The organism is Paenibacillus sp. NN59 (assembly GCF_057597225.1).
Window position 1 is genome coordinate 3,255,220 of record NZ_CP199678.1, and the last position, 19,595, is coordinate 3,274,814.

Annotated in this window: 9 protein-coding genes; 8 read left to right on the forward strand and 1 reads right to left on the reverse strand. The window is 46.9% G+C overall.

Annotated elements, in window-relative coordinates; translation table 11 throughout:
• Positions 1–9 precede the first annotated feature (9 nt).
• Complete coding sequence (locus tag ACT89M_RS14415; RefSeq protein ID WP_308721823.1) at positions 10–4,479, forward strand: carbohydrate binding domain-containing protein; 4,470 nt, start codon at positions 10–12, stop codon at positions 4,477–4,479.
• Positions 4,480–4,598: 119 nt separating this feature from the next.
• Here the strand turns inward: ACT89M_RS14415 and ACT89M_RS14420 are convergent, their stop codons facing one another.
• Positions 4,599–7,244, reverse strand: coding sequence for a chitobiase/beta-hexosaminidase C-terminal domain-containing protein (locus ACT89M_RS14420; protein WP_308721822.1), 2,646 nt, complete (start codon positions 7,242–7,244; stop codon positions 4,599–4,601).
• A gap of 289 nt (positions 7,245–7,533) precedes the next feature.
• On the opposite strand from ACT89M_RS14420, the gene ACT89M_RS14425 reads away from it, so the two are divergent.
• The 7 genes from ACT89M_RS14425 (at position 7,534) to ACT89M_RS14455 (ending at position 19,560) form a co-directional block, all read left to right on the forward strand.
• Positions 7,534–8,958: a glycoside hydrolase family 140 protein gene (locus tag ACT89M_RS14425; RefSeq protein ID WP_308721821.1), complete on the forward strand. Its 1,425-nt coding sequence runs from the start codon at positions 7,534–7,536 to the stop codon at positions 8,956–8,958.
• Positions 8,959–8,961: 3 nt separating this feature from the next.
• Positions 8,962–10,575, forward strand: coding sequence for a response regulator (locus tag ACT89M_RS14430; RefSeq protein WP_308721820.1), 1,614 nt, complete (start codon positions 8,962–8,964; stop codon positions 10,573–10,575).
• 1 nt (position 10,576) lies between these two features.
• Positions 10,577–12,397, forward strand: coding sequence for a cache domain-containing sensor histidine kinase (locus tag ACT89M_RS14435; protein ID WP_308721819.1), 1,821 nt, complete (start codon positions 10,577–10,579; stop codon positions 12,395–12,397).
• A 290-nt stretch (positions 12,398–12,687) separates the two neighbouring features.
• Positions 12,688–13,629 (forward strand): ABC transporter permease, encoded by a 942-nt coding sequence (locus tag ACT89M_RS14440; protein ID WP_154959076.1) that lies wholly within the window; start codon positions 12,688–12,690, stop codon positions 13,627–13,629.
• Between the two features lie 26 nt (positions 13,630–13,655).
• Positions 13,656–14,576 (forward strand): carbohydrate ABC transporter permease, encoded by a 921-nt coding sequence (locus ACT89M_RS14445; protein WP_154959077.1) that lies wholly within the window; start codon positions 13,656–13,658, stop codon positions 14,574–14,576.
• A gap of 88 nt (positions 14,577–14,664) precedes the next feature.
• Positions 14,665–16,407 (forward strand): extracellular solute-binding protein, encoded by a 1,743-nt coding sequence (locus tag ACT89M_RS14450; RefSeq protein ID WP_308721818.1) that lies wholly within the window; start codon positions 14,665–14,667, stop codon positions 16,405–16,407.
• 147 nt (positions 16,408–16,554) lie between these two features.
• The gene (locus ACT89M_RS14455) at positions 16,555–19,560 is read left to right on the forward strand and encodes a family 78 glycoside hydrolase catalytic domain (RefSeq protein WP_308721817.1); all 3,006 of its coding nucleotides are present in this window, start codon (positions 16,555–16,557) and stop codon (positions 19,558–19,560) included.
• The last annotated feature ends 35 nt before the right edge of the window (positions 19,561–19,595 follow it).

Below are 19,595 nucleotides of genomic sequence, written 5' to 3' on the forward strand. Positions count from 1 at the left end.
GGAATATGAGTGAAAAAAAAGTTGGCTTGTCTCGTAGCAGGAAGCATGATCGTTTCACTGGCAGCTCCAGCCGTAATCGGGGCAGAACAGATGAAGCAACAAACGGTAACGGAGCAGGAGCAGGCGTCAAGCCTGCTTCGGGCACCGTACAAAGATTTGCAGGGACATTGGGCTGAAAATGCAGTGATGCGTATGCAGGATATGGCACTCACTAAAGGTTATGCAGATGGCACATTCAGACCGAGTGAACGTATCAGCCGTGCCGAATTTGTTGTGATGCTCGATCGGGTGTTCGGATTCGCAGGAGGCCCCGGAGCGGCATCATACACAGATATTAGTGAAAAAGACTGGTATTATGAAGCGATCACACGAGCAAGTGGATCTGGCATTATTCAGGGAACTGATGCAACACATCTGTCGCCCCAGCTTCCGATTACCCGGCAGGATGCTGTCGTGATGGCAGATCGTGCGTTTCAGTTGTCCACAGGAAGTGAGTCGCTCGGTACTGCGTTTAAAGACGACAAAGATATAGCCGACTATGCAAGAAATGCGATGAGCTACTTCGTAAACAATAAAATTGTAAACGGATACAATGGGAATTTAGCCCCTGAATCCAATATTACGAGAGCAGAAGCTGCTACGATCATGTCTACTTTGATAGCAGATATTCTTAGCAAACCCGGCACCTATGAATCCAATGTAAATGGCAATCTGATCGTTCGCTCAACCGATGTGACGCTGAAAAATACAACAGTTAACGGCAACTTGTTACTTACAGAAGCCATTGGAGAAGGTACAGTGATGCTCGACGGAGTAACGGTCACTGGAAGTGTAATAGTGAAAGGCGGTGGAAACCACTCGATCGATATTCATAACTCTAAATTGAATCGAGTTGTGGTCGACAAAAACGTGAGTCCGGTACATGTGAAAATCACAGGGACAACTCAAATCGAAGAGCTATTTGTCGAACGCAAGGCTACAGTTGAATTGTCTGCCGAGAGTACAATTGATACTTTAAAAGTAAATAGTAAAGCCCGTAATACGATGATTGACAGCAAAGGTAAAATCAAACTGTTGGACGTAGATGCCACCAACGTATTGCTAAATGGGAAAGCGGTTGCACCAGGGCAATATAAGGATAACATTACGTCTGGGACAGGACAGTCCGAGCAACCAAACACTGCTACACCAGGTACTTCTAACGGTGGCAGTAGTTCTAGCTCAGGCGGGGGCGGATCTTCCAATTCAGGAGGAACGACACCATCCGTTCCGGGCACTCCTTCAGGTGAAAAACCAATTCCGGCAACAACGATTCCGGATGAGCAGTGGGAAATGGTCTGGAATGATGAATTCAATGCGCCTTCCGTAGATGCATCCAAATGGACCGTTCAAGATACGGAGCTTGTGTACAACAATGAGTTGCAATATTACAGCCCGAATAACACACGTATTGTGAAGGATGGCAACCGCAATGTGTTGCAGATAGAAGCAAAGCGGGAGCAGAAGGGCAGTAAAAATTATACATCCGGCAAACTGATTACGAAAGAGAAGGGCGACTGGACGTACGGAAAAGTGGTTGTGAGAGCGAAGCTTCCCATCCAGCAAGGCATGTGGCCAGCAATCTGGATGATGCCTACGGATGAAGCGCATTATGGTGGATGGCCTGCTTCCGGTGAGATTGACATTATGGAGCTGATTGGCGGCCAAAACAAAGATCATGAAATCTACAGCACGATCCATTACGATTCAAAGAAACCAGACGGCTCTCACGGACATGATCAGGGCAAATTTACATTGCCACAAGGTGAATCATTTGCTGATGAATATCATGATTTCCAGGTAGAATGGTTGCCAGGCATGATCCGGTTCTATGTGGATGGCAAACTGCATCATCAGATTAACAACTGGCAGACAACGGCGGCTGGACAGCCGGAAAGCTACACGTTCCCTGCACCGTTTGATCGCCCGTTCTATCTCATTCTCAACCTTGCGGTTGGCGGAGACTGGCCGGGATCACCGGAGAATGATTTTGTTTCCGAGAAGATGAATGTGGATTTTGTGCGAGTGTATTCATATAAAAATATGGATCAATGGCCTGACGTGACTTCCAGTCCGATTGAGCCTGAGCAACAGCGCGCACCGCAAGCGGATGATAACCAGATTTATAATGAACGCTTCACCAAAGGTGCAGATGCAAATGGTGTTCCTGCCGACTGGAAGTTCATTACGAATGCAGGCGGAGAGGGCAAGGTTGAAGTCGTAGAGGATGAAGCGAAAGGAAAAGCAGCCAAAGTAACGATCTCCAAAGCTGGAACGGAAACGTATTCGGTTCAATTAACTCAAATGCCGATGTATATCAAGAAAGACAAAAAATATAAAGTTCAGTTTGAAGCAAAAGCTTCTGCAAACCGGATTATCCGCTCCAAAGTAACTCAGTTTGAGAAAAGCTGGACGAATTACTCTGAAGAAAAAGCATTTTCAGTCACAACGGATTGGCAGCCGTATGAATACGAATTCAACATGCGTAATGGTTCCGACAACAATGCACGCTTCGAATTTAATCTGGGATTAAACGAAGGCGAAGTATCGGTAACCAATGTGAGACTGACAGAGATTGGGGAGGCTGACCCGCTTCCAGTGGAACGAAAAGCACTCCCGGATGGCAATTACGTATTCAATGGTACATTTGATCAAGGGAAACAACGGCTCGGCTTCTGGAACACTGAAATTCAGTCCGATGCTGAAGCACAGGTATCCGTCAATAACTTCTTGAAATTCCCGATCATGGAGAGACAACTCGTTGTCGATGTGAAGAAAACAAATGGTCAACCTGAGCAGGTAGCTGTTGTTCAGCCCGGTATGAAGTTAGAAGGTAACACGACCTACGGGTTCTCGTTTGATGCCAAGGCAGATACGACAGGCGTTATGGATATCGGTTTATCTACCGAGGAGGGCCATGACGTGCAAGTTAATCAAGGCCAGCAGATTCAGATTGGGTCTGATATGAAAACATACACTGGTGAAATTGTGATCGGAGAAGGTGATGCTACAGCAACATCTACATTAAAGCTTTTATTTGGCGGGGCTACTGGCAAGCTTTATGTAGATAATGTGCGGCTGACGAAACGTGGAAAACCGGTAGCGATTCAGAATTATACTCATATTCCTGCCGCAGATGCTTACGTGATGCAGGGATTACAGCTTGAGAATTCCGATGAAGGCGGCGAGCATGTTAGCTATATGGATGAAGGGGATCTACTTCAATTCAAAATTACTGCAGCGAATGAAGGTGCATATGCCTTCTCCACACGGATGGCAAGTGCAAAAGCTGATGCAAAGGTACGTTTTACAGTCAAAGATGAAGAAGGCGATACCGTTGCAAGTTCTAATCTTACGTTAGGAGATACCGGCGGCTGGCAAACATATAAAACGGTATATTTGCCGTCGGTATCTTTGAAAGCAGGAACAACGTATTACGTGAATTTTGAAGGAAACGAGTACAACACACGCTGGCTGGACATCTCTCGTAGTATAGTAAAGAATGGCGAGTTGAGTACAGCAACATCGGATTGGATGGTACCTGCTAGTGTCACTACGGCGACATATAGTAACGACCAAGGCATTAGCTTAACTGTACCTGGTACAACCCAGAATTGGTGGGATGCTATATTACAGCAAGGACAGCTAGCGCTTGAAGCAGGGAAAACGTATCGTCTAAGCTTTGATGCTTCGGCTACAGTACCGAAACCAATGCAAGTGGTTGTGTCACAAACGGGAAGTGATGATGTGAAGTATTTGGAGCAGGCAGCTGAACTGGCCACAACGAAACAGCCATATGCCTATACCTTTACGATGGGAGATACTGCGGATGAGGCGGGTTTATTAAACTTCGGCCTGGGTAATTCACTGGAGCCGGCAGCCGAACATGTGGTATCCATTCAAAATGTAATGCTGTTCGAGGTCAACCCCGGCGCAGACGAGGGTGGGCAACCTGTACATGTCAATCTCATCAAAAATGGTGACTTTACGCAAGGAACGAACGGCTGGTTCCCGTATGCGGCCAGCAATAAGCCGGAAGACTTGATGCTTAGCGAAGACAATCAGAAGTTGCAAGCACGGGTTGGTCAAGTCGGAGAGAATGCGTGGGATCGGCAATTGATCCAGGAAGGCTTTGCCATGCAGCAGGGATACACATATAAACTGACGTTCAAAGCAAAAGCGGATAAAGCACGCAAGCTGGGTGTTGGGATTGGATGGGTAGACATTCCTGCAAATTATAAGTGGACTGGATTCTATGGCAATCAAATGAATCTGACGACGGAAGAACAACAATTTACGTTTACGTTCCAGGCGACCGAGGCGAGTTATGCGAACAGCCGAATTGTGTTTGACATGGGTAAGATCGATGGTACTGAGCAAGCCGATACCACGATTACACTGTCTGATGTAAATCTGGTTAATATGGGGAAAACGCAATAAAACAGTTGCTGGACAAAGGGACGGGGCAGATTCATTCTGCCTCGTCCTTTTTTTGTACGTCCGGTTAGGGCGTCAGTGATAGGGGGCTGTTATTGCTTCACTAATATGTCTGCAGCCGATCAAGGCGATGTAATGCGTACATCATCAATAAAGGCTGTATTGTCACCTTGTGTGGTTGTTGCTACAAACTTAATCGTATGCTTTCCACCGTTCGTCTCAAAAGCAGCAGTTGTGAATGTTTCGAAGCTGCCCGATTCGGGCTGATAGGAGCCGATAACTTGATCATCAAAATAAACATCAAAGGACTGAGTACCCCCGAAACTGGTTCTCTTCGCTGCTTTGAACGACATATGATATGTGCCAGGCTTGAAATGAATAGACTGGCTCAATGTACCGGACACACCGCCATCCGTTTTCAGATAACCGGTCTGTACTCCTTGAGGAGCTGTAGGTGCTTGAAACGGGCCATTATTATGCTGTACACCGGAACGGCTATCAAATACCCAACCGTTAGTCATCGGTCCCGGTTTGGCTGACGTAGTAGCGGGTTTCTCAAAACCAGCGTTGAACAATGTGACCACCGGGAGCTCAGCCGGAATAACTGGATTTACGAAGCAGCGTTTGTTTACACCTGGGATCGGATCACCCAAGAGGGCACTTGTACAAGCTATACCGTTCTCCTGAACCGAATAATTAAACAATCCGTCTGCACCATAAGCAACGACCGCTTTCCCTTGGAAATAACAATCTCCACCATTTTCAATCATACATAACTTATATCCGTCGGGTGCGCTGCTGATCTGACCAATCTGATAGAGTGAAGACACCGTACCTGAAGGCTGCATGCCTGACTTGAAGGCTTTCGCTTTATAGAGAGCAAGAGAACCTTCGTTCAAAATGATTGGCCGGACATACAGTTTAGATTGGGCTGTTGGTTCGCTGCCGTCTGTTGTATAGCGTATCTGAGCTCCGCTTGTAGTGCTCTCCAGATAAAGCACCTCAGAGCTTGGGAACACATGCTGATCAAGACTGAATGTTGGGACATCAACCTTGCCCGGTTGCAAAGCGGGGAGCACCCGCACAAGAGCAACGCCGAATGCAGATGGATCGGCAGTACTTGTGGCACGAACCGCGATTAACTTTTCGTTGGTTACCTGAGGTGGCTGATATACGCCGCTACTGTTAATGGAACCATTGTTTTGTCCAACAACGCTCCAAGTCACACCTTCGGTATGATCAATGACATTAGCAGCAAGAGTAATGGACTCGCCTGAGCGAGCGGTTGGATTCACTTGGTCCAGTTTTACTTGGGTTTGCGCAGGCTGGGTGGTGTATATGATGACATTGTAGTTCCCGTCAACTTCATGATCAGTAAGTGAAGTGCCACCAGGGAACGTTGAGGTAACTGGAGGAAGCACCGCATTGCTTTCTGGCGTTACGTCATTTTGGTAAACCAGTTTGCGAAACGTTTTATTCACTGGGGTATTCCCAAAATCCAGTGTAATTTCTTTGCTAGAGCCTGCTTTGGATTCGACGAGCACCGTATAATTACCGTCCGCACCTCTGAAGGCCGCAGCACGAACATCGGCGGAAGCGCCTGTATTAACCGCAAGCACTTCACTATGTTCCGGAATATAACGGTTTAGCATGCCTGCAATATAAAAGGTTTTGCGGGGGGTGAGCCCGAGTACGACCGCATCCCACATTGTATAGGTTCCATTGGTTCCTCCTGTAGGGTCGTTCGTCCAGACTCCGTTTAACTGCCACATCAAAGCTGATTTCACACCCATATTGGCCGTTTGAATCACCGAGTTGGCATAACCGGCATCCCAGTTGCTTGCCTGATCGTCCGCCCAGCCGAATTCCGTCAGATGAAGCGGTTTATTACCGACATAACCTTTGCGCAGGGTAAAAGCATTACCAAGACCTTCGTATGATTCACCATACACATGGAAACTGTATCCATCGATAGCATCATCGGCATGTTGCTTCATATATTCAATCCAGGCTGGAGCGCCTGTTTCCTCAGGACCCCAAATTTCAACCCGATTGCGGAGGCCATCCGCGGTCAATCGGGCGCTAACTTTATTGACCATTTCTGCGTAGTATGCCTTCTGATCTCCCGGAGCTTCAAAGTCCCAACTGCCGTTCGGTTCATTATAGAAGGTAAGGTACTTGACGTTGTCATAATTCCTGTTCAGAATAAGTTCCTCTAGCAAGGCAGAAGCAGAGACTGCATAAGCATCCAGATCCGCAGGTGCACTTGTCCAAGGATCGATGCCAGGAAGGGAGAACCAATCATGTACAGAGGACCCAACCTTCCAGCCGAAGTTCAGCTCGATTTCGGTTCCCGCTGCCTTAAACGCGTCAAGGTATTTGTAGAAAGCTTTCATTTTTGCACTGTCCCATGTATAAGTTCCTTTGGAGGGCTCCATCCAGTCGATCTGAAACCAGACTCTGGCTACCTTGGGCTGAATGGTTTGAATACGTTGTTTATCAATTTCCCAATGGGCTTCGGTATACCCGTACTGCATCTGTCCGGGCATGAGTGCTGTTGGAATGGTGTTCACACCCACGCCGAGAAAATCATCCTGAATGACGTTGTTCGTATCAATTGAAATCGTGTGACTTGTGCTAGTACTGGATTTATTCTGACTTTGTTCTGCGTGAACCTGGGCAGGGGTGGGGATAAGCGATGCCAGCATGGCGGTGATGAGTACAGGAATCCCCCAGCGTGAAGCAAAACGTTCGGATTTACTTTTCATCTCAGCTCTCCTTTAGAGTAGTTTACCGCCCAAAGTATTAGCGGCACCTCAAATGATAGCGTTTACAATAAAATACAGAATTGAAATATCCTTCGAATCGGTTGAAAAAAATGAAGATGAGGTTGAACAAAACCAAGCACGGTTGAACAATTATACGGTAAAACAGTCTTTACGAAAGCAAAAGGGCATTTTATGCTTTTCATAAGGGAACAGATCGTAAACAAACATAAGGAAAATTTCATTGTAGATTCACTTCGAGCAAAATCTTCACGACTAAGGGGTGTTCAAAATGATGTGTGCGAGTTCGCCAAATACTAATCCTGGAACAGAAATAGGAACAGAAACAAGTCATCAACCAAACCTTCATGTAAACGTCAAAAAAAATCATAATCTTACAGCTCTTCGTGTGTCTGCGAATGGACGATATCTGGAAACATCGCAGGGTGTTGCTTTTTTCTGGCTTGGGGATACAGCATGGGAGCTTTTGCATCGTTTGAACCGGGAAGAAAGCGAACATTATTTGCGTACAAGAGCTGAACAGCGTTTCACGGTCATCCAGACGGTTCTACTGGCTGAATTCAGCGGAATTACAACCGAAAATGCTTATGGCAGGCTGCCTTTTTATATGGATGAACAGGGTCTACCTGATTCAACCCGGCCGGATAGCGATGGGGTCTATTCTTACTGGCATCATGTGGATGCCATACTCGAGCTTGCTGCCAGTCAAGGGCTATATGTTGCGTTACTGCCGACTTGGGGTGACAAGTTCAATCAAAAGTGGGGGAAAGGGCCTGAAATTTTCACGCCAGAAAATGCATTTTCGTATGGAAAATGGCTAGGTGAACGATATGGCTCACACCCACAAGTCATTTGGGTGCTTGGAGGAGATCGCCCGCTGGAGACTAAGAGTCACTTTGACGTTGTTACTTCAATGGCGAGAGGATTAAAAGAAGGTGGTGCGATGCAACTGATGACCTTTCATCCACCTGGATGTGATTCATCCTCGAGTCAGCTCCATGATGAGCCATGGCTAGACTTCAATATGATCCAATCGGGTCACGGCGAACGAGAGATCACCAACGATTGGCGTGTACGGCAGGACTATGAACGAAAGCCTGTGAAGCCAACACTTGATGCCGAGCCATGTTATGAAGACATTCCTATCGGATTTCGTGGAGAGCAGGGTTATTTTGATGCCACAGATGTGAGAAAGGCCGCATACTATGCGCTATTTTCAGGGGCATTCGGTCACACCTACGGTCATCATTCCATATGGTCAATGTATCAGGGCACGAATGATCTTGTAGACTCCAATCGTCAAGGAGATTATTTCATAATGACTTGGCGAGAGGCGTTACATCGTCCCGGAGCAGCTCAGATGAAGCATGTACGTACGCTGCTTGAGCAGGAACTTAGCTCGGATCTGCGCCCTAACCTGGATCTGATTCATCAGAATCGGGCAGGGGAGAATCGAGCAGTGAGTCTACAGAACAAATATAGCGCTTACATTTATCTGCCCAATGGCTTGTATGTGGACGTGGTCATGGGGTATATTGAGGGCAAGCATGTTAAAGCAACATGGTTCTGTCCGAGAACAGGAGAAACCATAGAGGTTTCTTCCGATTTAGCAATACTGAATCAAGGCATTGAACGTTTTACAGCCCCAACAAGCGGAAGAGGGAATGACTGGATTTTGATATTGAAGGGGGTTTAATGCATGTATAAGGTGATGATCGTCGAAGATGAAATGCTGGTTCGGATCGGACTGAAAAATTCCGTTGAATGGAGCAAATTCGGGTTAGAGGTTACCGCCGATTTCCCCGATGGTCTTGCCGCATGGGATTATTATGAACGTGAGAAACCCGACGTGGTCATTACCGATATCAGTATGCCCAGAATGGATGGCATGGAGCTGATTACCAACATTCGTAACTTAGATAAACATACACGTATCGTTGTGCTCTCTTGTCTGGAAGAGTTTGAACTGGCCCGCAAGGCGCTCACACTGGATGTATCCAGCTATATATTAAAGTTAACGATGACGGAAGAAGAGATTGAGCAAGTACTGACGAGTGTCAGGGAAGAACTGGATCAGAAGCAGAGCCAGGTGCAGGGAAGAGTAAGTTCAACTTCACCGGATATAGAACTTATAAAAGAAAAGATGTTCAAGGACTTTATGTTTTATCGTATCTTCTCCACAGAAGAGTTCTCCCGGTTTGTGACGGAGAGTGGCCTACGTCTTTCTCCTGTTCGGCTCGTGGTCTGCGTTATGGAAGTGGATCGTTATTTTTCGCTGAAGGAACGTTTTCATGATGAGCACGGTCATCTGGTCAAGATGTCGTTGCTGAACATTTTGGGAGAGATCATGACGAGTTACAAACGGGGGGAAGCCGTTCAGATTAACGACCAGCACTACGCCCTCGTGCTGCATTTTGGCGATATATTGTCTGAGCAGGCGATCGTTCAGGAGATTCACCAATTGCTTGAACATGTGCAGGACACGATCCGTCATTATTTTAACTGTACGGTATCCTTTGGAATCAGTAGTGTGAACGGAGGATATGATTCACTTCCCAGACAATATGCTGAAGCAAAGCGTGCATTGCAACGCAAATTCATTACCGGCCCGGGACAGCAACATCAGGGAACCGGACGTGCGGATCGTTCGAGCGTACTTGTACGAATTGAACAAATAAGAAACCATAAGGCGATAAGGGAGTTGCTCCCACCACTGAAACAAAAAGAATATGACCAGTTTTTAGAAGAGATCGAAGGCGGTTTATGTGAAGAGCGTAAAACGCTGGAGCTGACAATCTATCAATTTATCCAATGGATTAACACACATGTATATGATCATAACAATGAGAAGACATTGCTGGTCAGCATGACGGGAGAGCTGGAAACCTGTGATACCCTGCCTGATATGCTTGATCGAATCCTAGTCTATATGAGCACACTTGTCGAGTTAATTCGCAAGCGCTTACAAATGAGTGATGAAATCACCCGTGCCATCGGGTACATTAAGCGCCATTACACAGAAAATATCAGCCTTCAGATGGTCGCGGACCATGTGGGGCTAAGTCCAGGTTATCTCAGTAACCTGTTTCGTAAAGAACTGCAGATTACCTATATTGATTACGTAAACCGATATCGTATTGAGCGTGCAAAAGAACTGCTTGCGCAGAGTCAGATGCGTTCTTTTGATGTACCAGCTCTGGTCGGTTTTTCGCCCGAGTATACCTATTTCAGCAAAGTGTTCAAAAAAATTACCGGCCTGAATCCAAACGAATATCGCAGACAAACCACGCTCCGTGACAAAAGGGTGCAATAAGATGAAGAAAGTCTTGCAAGCGCTGTTTGTATCCCGACAACTCAGAACCCAGCTCATTCTGTATATTATGATCATCAGCCTCGCCGTCATGGCGGGGGCTTCTTATTTTATTTATTCTTTTATGCAAAATATGGTCAAGATTCAGAATGAACGGCTACTCTACCAACAATTCCAGCAGCTGGATCACAACATTGGCGGATTGGTTAAGGAGATAGATCGGTTATCGATGCTGTTTCTGCGTGATGATCATATTCAGCAGTTTTTGTACAAAATTTCGGAGAAAACGGAAGAAGAATTTCTGGAATCCAAAAATGATGTACAGCGAGTCATTGCCGATTTCATTGATAACTACAATTACATTGATTCGATCTATATCACGGCGGACAATCTGGGCGCTGTAGGAGGAAGTCAGAAGCGGACACTTGTCTATGACCGGGAGGCATGGCAGCAGAGCTTTTTCACCTCTGAGCCTTTTCATCAGACGATTGAACAGTATCCACACCTGATCATTCATTCTGGAATCAAAAAATCATTCTACAATCCGTATCTCACAGGCAAAGATGACGGTTATTTAATCAGCCTGATGCGGGGCACACGAGCGATTTATGATCCGAACACAAGTGCCACTTTAATTTTTAATATCGATGAACGTTATCTATCCTCCATTTATGCGACTGCACTGAACCGCGAAGAAGGTGACATGTACATCGCGAGCGCTGACGGAATGGTTGTATCAGCGAGTGAAGCGGATCGGGTAGGAACTCGCAGTCACTTCAAGCCAGGGGAGGACCTTGAGAACGGTGCTTACGGAAGTCTGGATGATGAAAAGGCAGGACGCAGCATGCAGGTGGTCTATTACAAGCTCCATGACGGGGGCTGGTATCTGCTCAAAGAGATCCCGCTCAGTCAGTATGCGGACCAGATTCTTGGCGTTCAACGAATGCTTATGCTGGTGTTTACCATAAGTGTACTGGCGATCTTTATCGCTTCCTACTTCTGGCTGCGCAAAATCATTAAACCACTGAACCAATTATCTGGCAAAATGAAGGACATGAGTCGCGGTGAACTTGGCGTTACCGTTGATCATGTTCCCAATAACGAACTTGGCACGGTGATCCGCCGTTTTAATGAGATGTCGCTTAGTATGGTGGAGCTTGTAGAGAAAAATAACGAGATACAAGAGAAGAAAAGAGAGCTGGAGCTAGAGGCTTTGCAGTACCAGATCAATCCTCATTTCCTCTACAATACATTGAACATGATTCGCTGGATGGCGGTCATTGTCAAGGCAGACAACATCGTGAATACGATTGTTGCTTTGGGCAATATTTTGCGTCCCGTATTCTCCAGTAAAGATTCGATGTGCACGCTGCGTGATGAACTGTCGTATGTGGACAACTATTTAAAGATCATTAACATGCGATTTAACAATAACATTACCTTCACTATGGATGTACACGAACAATGGATGGATTGTCAGGTTCCGCGCTTTATTCTTCAGCCGCTACTGGAAAATTCGATTGCTTCTGGCAGACAGAGCGAGGAGTTTGCTATACAAATTCGCATTGAGGCTACTGGAGATGAGAATCATCTAATATTGAGCGTTACCGATTCCGGGGGAGGCATGGACATGCATGCGCTTGAAGCGTTAAATGAAAAGTTAGCCAGGGGAGAATCACCCAAGTCCACGGCTGGAGGCAGCGGTATCGGTCTGAACAATGTCAATAAACGGATTCGTTTATATTTTGGGACTGAATATGGCATTCAATTTGTTCCAGCTGATCAGGGCGCAAAAGTTATGATTACTTTGCCAGCACGTCGATAAAAAGTGTTACTTATTCACTGGCTTTAGGATAATGGAACTGAAATAAGGTAGCTTCTTGGCTTCTTCGTAAAAGCTCTCATGTTCTCGCCCGAAAGGCGATCCATGAGAGCTTTTTTTCGGTTATCGTTTTCTTATTCGTTCAAGAAACATCTTAAGATCGTTCAAGTTGAATCAAGAGAAGGTGTTATTTTTTCAAGCAGATCGAGGGAAGTTTCATTCAAGCGCCTTTAAGAAAGCGCTATCATATGAATAAGCCAAAACGAAAGCACACGCACAAAGGAGAAATTCATATGCAACGAACCGAAACGCTGAAAAGCTCTGTCACCAAAAAAGCCGGCAAGCTGAATCGCAAAGACAGCATTCATCTGTTGTTGCTAGCCGCACCCTTTGTCCTATTTACACTGGCATTCAGTTACGTACCTTTATTCGGATGGATTTATGCGTTTTTTGACTACAAACCAGGCATTCCGTTGCAACAAACCCCGTTTCTGGGGCTCGAAAACTTCCGGAACATGTTTGATGATCCACGAATGGGTCCTGTACTGGCAAACACACTAGCGCTCAGCTTATTGTCCATCGCAACAGCACCGGTGCCGATGCTGCTCGCCATTTTAATCTCGGAGGTACGTGCTGGCTGGTTCAAACGGCTAGTACAGACGGTGTCCACATTACCGAACTACATCAGCTGGATCATCGTGTTTTCATTAGCCTTCAGTATGTTCAGCACGGAGGGCGCAGTCAATTCCATCATGATGAAAACAGGCATCGGCAATCCGCCCGTGGATATTCTCGGGAATTATGACCGGGTATGGACGGTGCAGACTTTGCTGTTGCTGTGGAAATCCGCAGGATGGAGTGCCATTATCTATCTGGCTGCCATCGTGGGTATAGACAGCGAGCAATACGATGCAGCAAAGGTGGATGGTGCGGGACGAATGCGTACCATCTGGCATATTACACTGCCCAGCATCATGCCTACGTTTATCGTGCTTTTACTCCTCTCCGTTAGTAACCTGCTCTCGGCAGGATTTGAACAATATCTGGTGTTCAGCAACGTCATGATCGCGGATCGAATTGAAGTATTAGATCTGTATGTATACCGGCTTGGTCTCGTGACCGGAGACTACTCATACTCCACAGCTGTGGGGATTTTCAAAACGGTGATCAGTGTTCTGCTACTGTTCAGTGTTAACATTTTATCCAAGAAAGTTCGCGGTCAAGGCATCGTCTGACTCGCAGGGAAAGGAGCAAAACCGATATGCGAACACAACCCGCAGGACAGACGATTCGTCCCGTCCACCATACCGATTGGAAAGACCTTACCTTCACGCTGTTTAACTACATCGTGCTATCACTGCTCGTGATCATCACGATCTATCCGTTCTATTACATCTTCATCTATTCCATCAGTGACCCGATTGAGGTTCAGAAAGGTGTGTATTTCTGGCCAGCAGGATTCTCTCTCGAAGCCTATAAAGCGACGATACAATTGCCGGGTATTATGGATGCTGCATTGGTAAGTATCTCCCGAACGGTGCTGGGTACATTGATTACCGTATTTAGCTGTTCCTTTTTTGCCTATCTGATTACCAAAGAAGAGATGCCGTATCGTAAAATCATTTACCGTTTTGTCCTTATTACCATGTATTTTAACGCTGGTTTCATCCCGTGGTATCTAACGATGAAAGCATACGGCTTACAAAATAATTTTCTGCTATACATCATCCCTGGTGCGATGTCGGGCTTTAACATTATTTTGATCAAAACGTTCATTGAACAGCTTCCGGCTTCACTGGAGGAATCGGCGAAGATTGACGGAGCAGGATATTTCCGGATCTATCGCAGTATTATTTTCCCGCTCTCGATGCCGATCATTGCCACCATTGCTGTGTTCTCTGCCGTTGGTCAATGGAATACCTGGTTCGATAACTTTTTTCTCGTCGAAAACCCGAAGCTGCAAACGTTACAATTGGTGCTCTATAACTTCTTGAATCAATCTAGCAACCTGTCCAATATGACCACAGAGGAATTAACCCGGGGAGATGTCGTTCGAACACTCACACCTCAGTCCATCCGCATGACAATCACGATGCTGGTTACGTTGCCGATTGTTCTGGTGTATCCGATGTTGCAACGGTACTTCGTGAAAGGAATCATGATGGGGGCAGTTAAGGGATAAGGCTTGTTGGCTAAAAGGTGTTGCTACGAGGTTGGATTATCCGGCATAATGCCGATAATTATAGAAGAATAAACAGGAGGGTTATGACATGAGAACTAAAAAAACGTTCCGCCGAGTAATGGCCATGCTCATGATGACGTCTTTACTGCTTGCAGCCTGTACGAGTGGAGGAGCAGGGCAGACGGGTACTGGCGAATCGGGTTCCCCAGACAATGGCTCGAACAAAGATCTTGTTACGCTGCGTGTACTGATTATGGAGACCGGCTCCAAATGGAATACACAGCAAAATAACGAGGTTGCTAAGGCGATTGCCGAAAAAATCGGAGTTAAGATTGAATACGTTGAAGCAGACGAGAATAAATTCAATGTATTGCTTGCCGGCGGTGATCTGCCCGACCTGGTACGTACAAATGTGAATAAATATCAGAAGCAATTGATTGAAGGGGATCTGATTGTTCCGCTTGACGATATGCTCGCTAAATCCGGCCAGGATATAACAGCCAACATTCCTACCGTTGTAGACTACAGCAAAAAGAACTGGAGCAACGGAACTGGTAAACTGTATTTCCTTCCACCACAAGTACAATCCAAACCGGGGACATCCATTGCACCAATTACCATTGGCCCAACGATTCGTTGGGACTGGTACAAAGAGATTGGTACCCCTGAAATTGCAACGATGGATGATCTGCTCGACGTTGTAGGTCAAATCGTAGAAAAACATCCACAGACGGAAGACGGAAAGAAAGTATACGGCGTGTCCATGTGGCAGGATTGGGGACTGTGGCCTTATACGATTCCGCCAATTATCTTCAATGAAAGTGTCAGTGCTACAAGTGACCTGACGGCATCCAAAGTTGGCGGCAGCGAGTTCATCAGCAATCTGACCGATGAATCCTCTAACTTCTGGACAGCCCTTGACTTCTACAATAAAGCGCAGCGCAGAGGATTGCTTGATCCGGACTCCTTGACGATGAAAAACAATGATTACATGGCTAAAGCAACAGCAGGACAGATCGTTGTTGGTCCAGCGACCTGGGCAATGGGGGATTTCAATGCACAGCATGCAAGCGAAGGTAAAGGATATCTGGTTGTACCCGCAGGCAAACTGGCTTGGACAGGTGCAGTGAACCCGCTTGGCTGGCAGGATAAAGCCTACAGTATCTCCAAAACATCCAAAAATCCTGAAAAAGCGATGGAATTCCTGAATTATATTTACTCTTATGAAGGTGCACGCACCATGTACAACGGTGTAGAAGGTAAACACTGGAAAGTGGTTGACGGTAAACCGGCACTGACGGACGAAACCTTGGCTTTGAAAGCTGCAGGCGGTGCACCATACGTAGCAACAGGACTTTCACTCGATCGGAATATCATCGGTCTCGGCGGAGATATGGTTAATCCAAATGACAAAATGCCCGTTGACCTTTTTACCTCCGAGGAGTCCTTGTCAAAAGCAGCCACAACGCTTGAAAAAGACTTCGCTCAGCATTACGGCGCTTCATACTCAGGGGAGGTATTCAAAAAGCTGATTGATGAAGGCAAACTGAATACGTTCACTAGCTGGATGAATGGCATGACAGACGAGGAAATCATTAAGCGTAACACCATCCCAGGTGTAACACTGGATGACAAACTGAAAAAACAGGAGGCTGAGCTGAAAGAGCTGGCAGCGCGCGAGGCAGCCAAGATTATTCTTTCCAAGGATGAGCAAGCCTTTGAAGCAAACAAACAGGCTGCACTGGCCGCATTCAAAAAAGCCGGAGCAGACGAATTTACAGCTTGGTACAACAGTGAATACCAACGGCTTCGTCAAGCTCACGGTCTGTAAACCGACTTGACCGAAAAAGAAAGGGCAAGAAGGAGGAGCTAAAGCTATGAAGTTTTAGCTCCTTTTGTTTTGCAACCTGGAGTGTTGGGAATGGAGACGTACGTATAGCTTCAACTCAATAGTGATGGAACGGGAGTTGATTTAGATATGGATCAGACGTTACCAGCTGGCGGCTCCATCTGGAAAGCTTCCTGGATCTGGGGAGGCGATGAGGATTGGCCGCGTAATGAATGGCGAACTTTTCGAAAACAATTTATGATGCAGCATTGGAATTACGCGAGCGCAGAGGTCACAATTACGGCAGATGCCCGGTACGTGTTGTATGTAAACGGCGTCTTGTGTGGAAGAGGACCTAATCGCTCTTGGCCGTTCGAACTGAACTACCATGTACACGAAGTTGGACATTTGCTTCGCTCAGGCCATAACACGATTGCCGTTCTGGTCATCAGTTATGGGGTGGCTACGTTCAACTATTTGCCAGGTCAAGGGGGACTGCTGGCTCAACTGGAGCTGGTCTCTCCGCATACGGAAGCGCTTACCCGGCAGAGGCAGTTGATTGTTGCTACGGATGATACATGGCATACCGCTCCATATGCCGGATACGAGCGAAGGGCTTCACGTATGTCCTGTCAGCTTGGTTTTAGCGAACAGGTGGATGCAAGCCGCTCACAAGTCGATTGGTTTGGAACAGAAGCAGACATAGATATTGCTGAGGAATACAGCTGGATGGCAGCCCGAATCATCGGCAGGCCAGGTGATTCACCTTGGAAGCAACTGATCCCGAGTGATATTCCTGAATTGACAGAACAAGAGGTTTGGCCGGTCCGGGTCGAGTCTTTGAAAAAGGTATCTCTTGTCTCGTGGACACATGTGCTGGATGTACGTGAAGCGATGGAGCCAGGCAGCAAAATGCATGCCAACCCGGTATCCTTTGCCGGTTATGCGGTAGCAGTCATTCGTGCAAGCAGCGAAGCAGAGGCCGTGATCGGATTTTTCAGTGCCTTCCATGCACTGCGCGGAATTACTCTCAACGGAACCTATTACACTTTAGAAGAAATGGAGGGAGAACATCCGCGCCGTCTACAACGAGTCAGGCTTCAAGCCGGAGACAATCTGCTGTTGATTGAACTCGCTGGACCTGATCATGGCGGTGGCTTGCATCTTGGCATCGACTGTGACGTTTCATTTACGGTTGTTTCGCCGCTTCTCCATGAAGATCTGGTAAACGAATCACCTTTTATGTTGATAGGCCCGTTCGCTACGCTGGTGCATATCGATCATCAGCCGAGTTCAGACCCACTGCTTGCGTATCGTGGCTTTGGCGGTAATCAACCCTTGGATAGGAAGGCGTTTCAGGACGCCGATGTGTATGAGCAATGTCGCAGACTCGCTTCGGTTTCAGAATTGATTGCTTATCAAAAGTGGATGCGTGCTTTTCCTGCGAAGTTAAGCTCGGATGCTTCCGTCTTTACCTTCAGTATATGGAAGCGAACAGAGCGGAACTTGGCTGTACCCGCAACATTGCAGCAAGTATGTTTTGCCAATCGCAGGCCGGCCATAATACCGGCAACGGTTGAAGGTCAAGGGCTTGAGCTGATTCTGGACTTCGGACGTGAATGGTCTGGTTATTTGCGATTTGAAGTTGAGGCACCGGAAGGGACAGTCATCGACGCCTATGGATTCGAATACATGGATGGAGGATGGAGACAGGATACCTTTGGCGTAGATAACACGCTACGTTATGTATGCCTTGAAGGCAGACAAAGCTATGAATCTCCTGTGCGGCGTGGACTACGCTATCTGATGCTCACAATTCACGGGAATAGAGTGCCTGTTCGACTGTTCGGTGTGACGCTTGTGCAGAGCAATTATCCAGTGGCAGAGATCGGCCGCTTCCATAGCTCGGATTCACTCTTGAATGATATCTGGGAGATTAGCAAACATACAACCCGGTTGTGCATGGAGGATACATTTGTGGATTGTCCGACCTATGAACAGGTGTTCTGGGTAGGTGACAGCCGTAATGAAGCGCTTGTGAACTACTACGTCTTTGGTGCAACGGATATTGTAAGGCATAGCCTAGAACTGGTGCCTGGCTCAATTCAGCAGACACCACTTTATGTAAATCAAGTGCCGAGCGGCTGGAGCAGTGTTATTCCAAACTGGACTTTTTTTTGGGTCACGGCCTGTCTTGAATATGCCCGGCATACCGGAAACAGGGAGTTTGCATCAACGATCTGGCCGAAGGTCAGGTTCACGCTGGATCATTATCTCAAAAATATAGATGATCAAGGGCTATTAACCGTTCATGCCTGGAACCTGCTCGACTGGGCACCGATTGAGCAACCGAGCGACGGAACAGTTACACATCAAAACGCCATTTTTGCACGCACGCTGGCAGATGCGGCACGTTTGTCTGAACTGGCAGGGTGTGCAGAGGAAGGCGTTTACTACGACTCTAAGTCACATCTTTTAATTCAGTCTATCAACAAGCATTTATGGAGTAGTGAGCGGCAGGCCTTCGTTGACTGTATTCATGCCAATGGTTCTTTGTCCAGCACATTTAGCATGCAGACTCAAGTGATAGCATTGATTACCGGAGTTGCAGCAGATGAGCGTGAGGAGAAGCTAACTGCCTATTTAACATCTCCGCCAGAGGACTTTGTTGCGATCGGCAGTCCGTTCATGACGTTTTTTTATTATGAAGCGCTGATGATGCACGGAGAGATTGATACGATGCTACAGGATATGCGAACGAAGTTCGGAGAGATGGTGAGACATGATGCCACAACATGCTGGGAGATGTACCCGGGATTTACCGAGAACAGACCTAATCCGAAGGATCTGACACGCAGTCATTGCCATGCCTGGTCGGCTGCACCGGGATACTTTTTAGGAGCTGTGGTACTCGGAGTACGCCCCACGGCAGACGGCTGGACGAAGGTTCGGGTTGCGCCCCAACCTGGGGATCTGCAATGGGCCAAAGGAGCGGTGCCTCTTCCGGGGGATGGAAGAATCGATGTGCGCTGGGAGATTAGGAAGGAAGGAGACGAATCAGTATTTCAATTGGAAGTGGTCGCTCCAAAAGCAGTCTCGGTTTCAATGGAGGTACCGGAAGGTTATCGGCCCGTGCTCATTCACAGAACCTGTTGAATAGACCCAAACAGAGCAAACAAAGTAAACAGAGT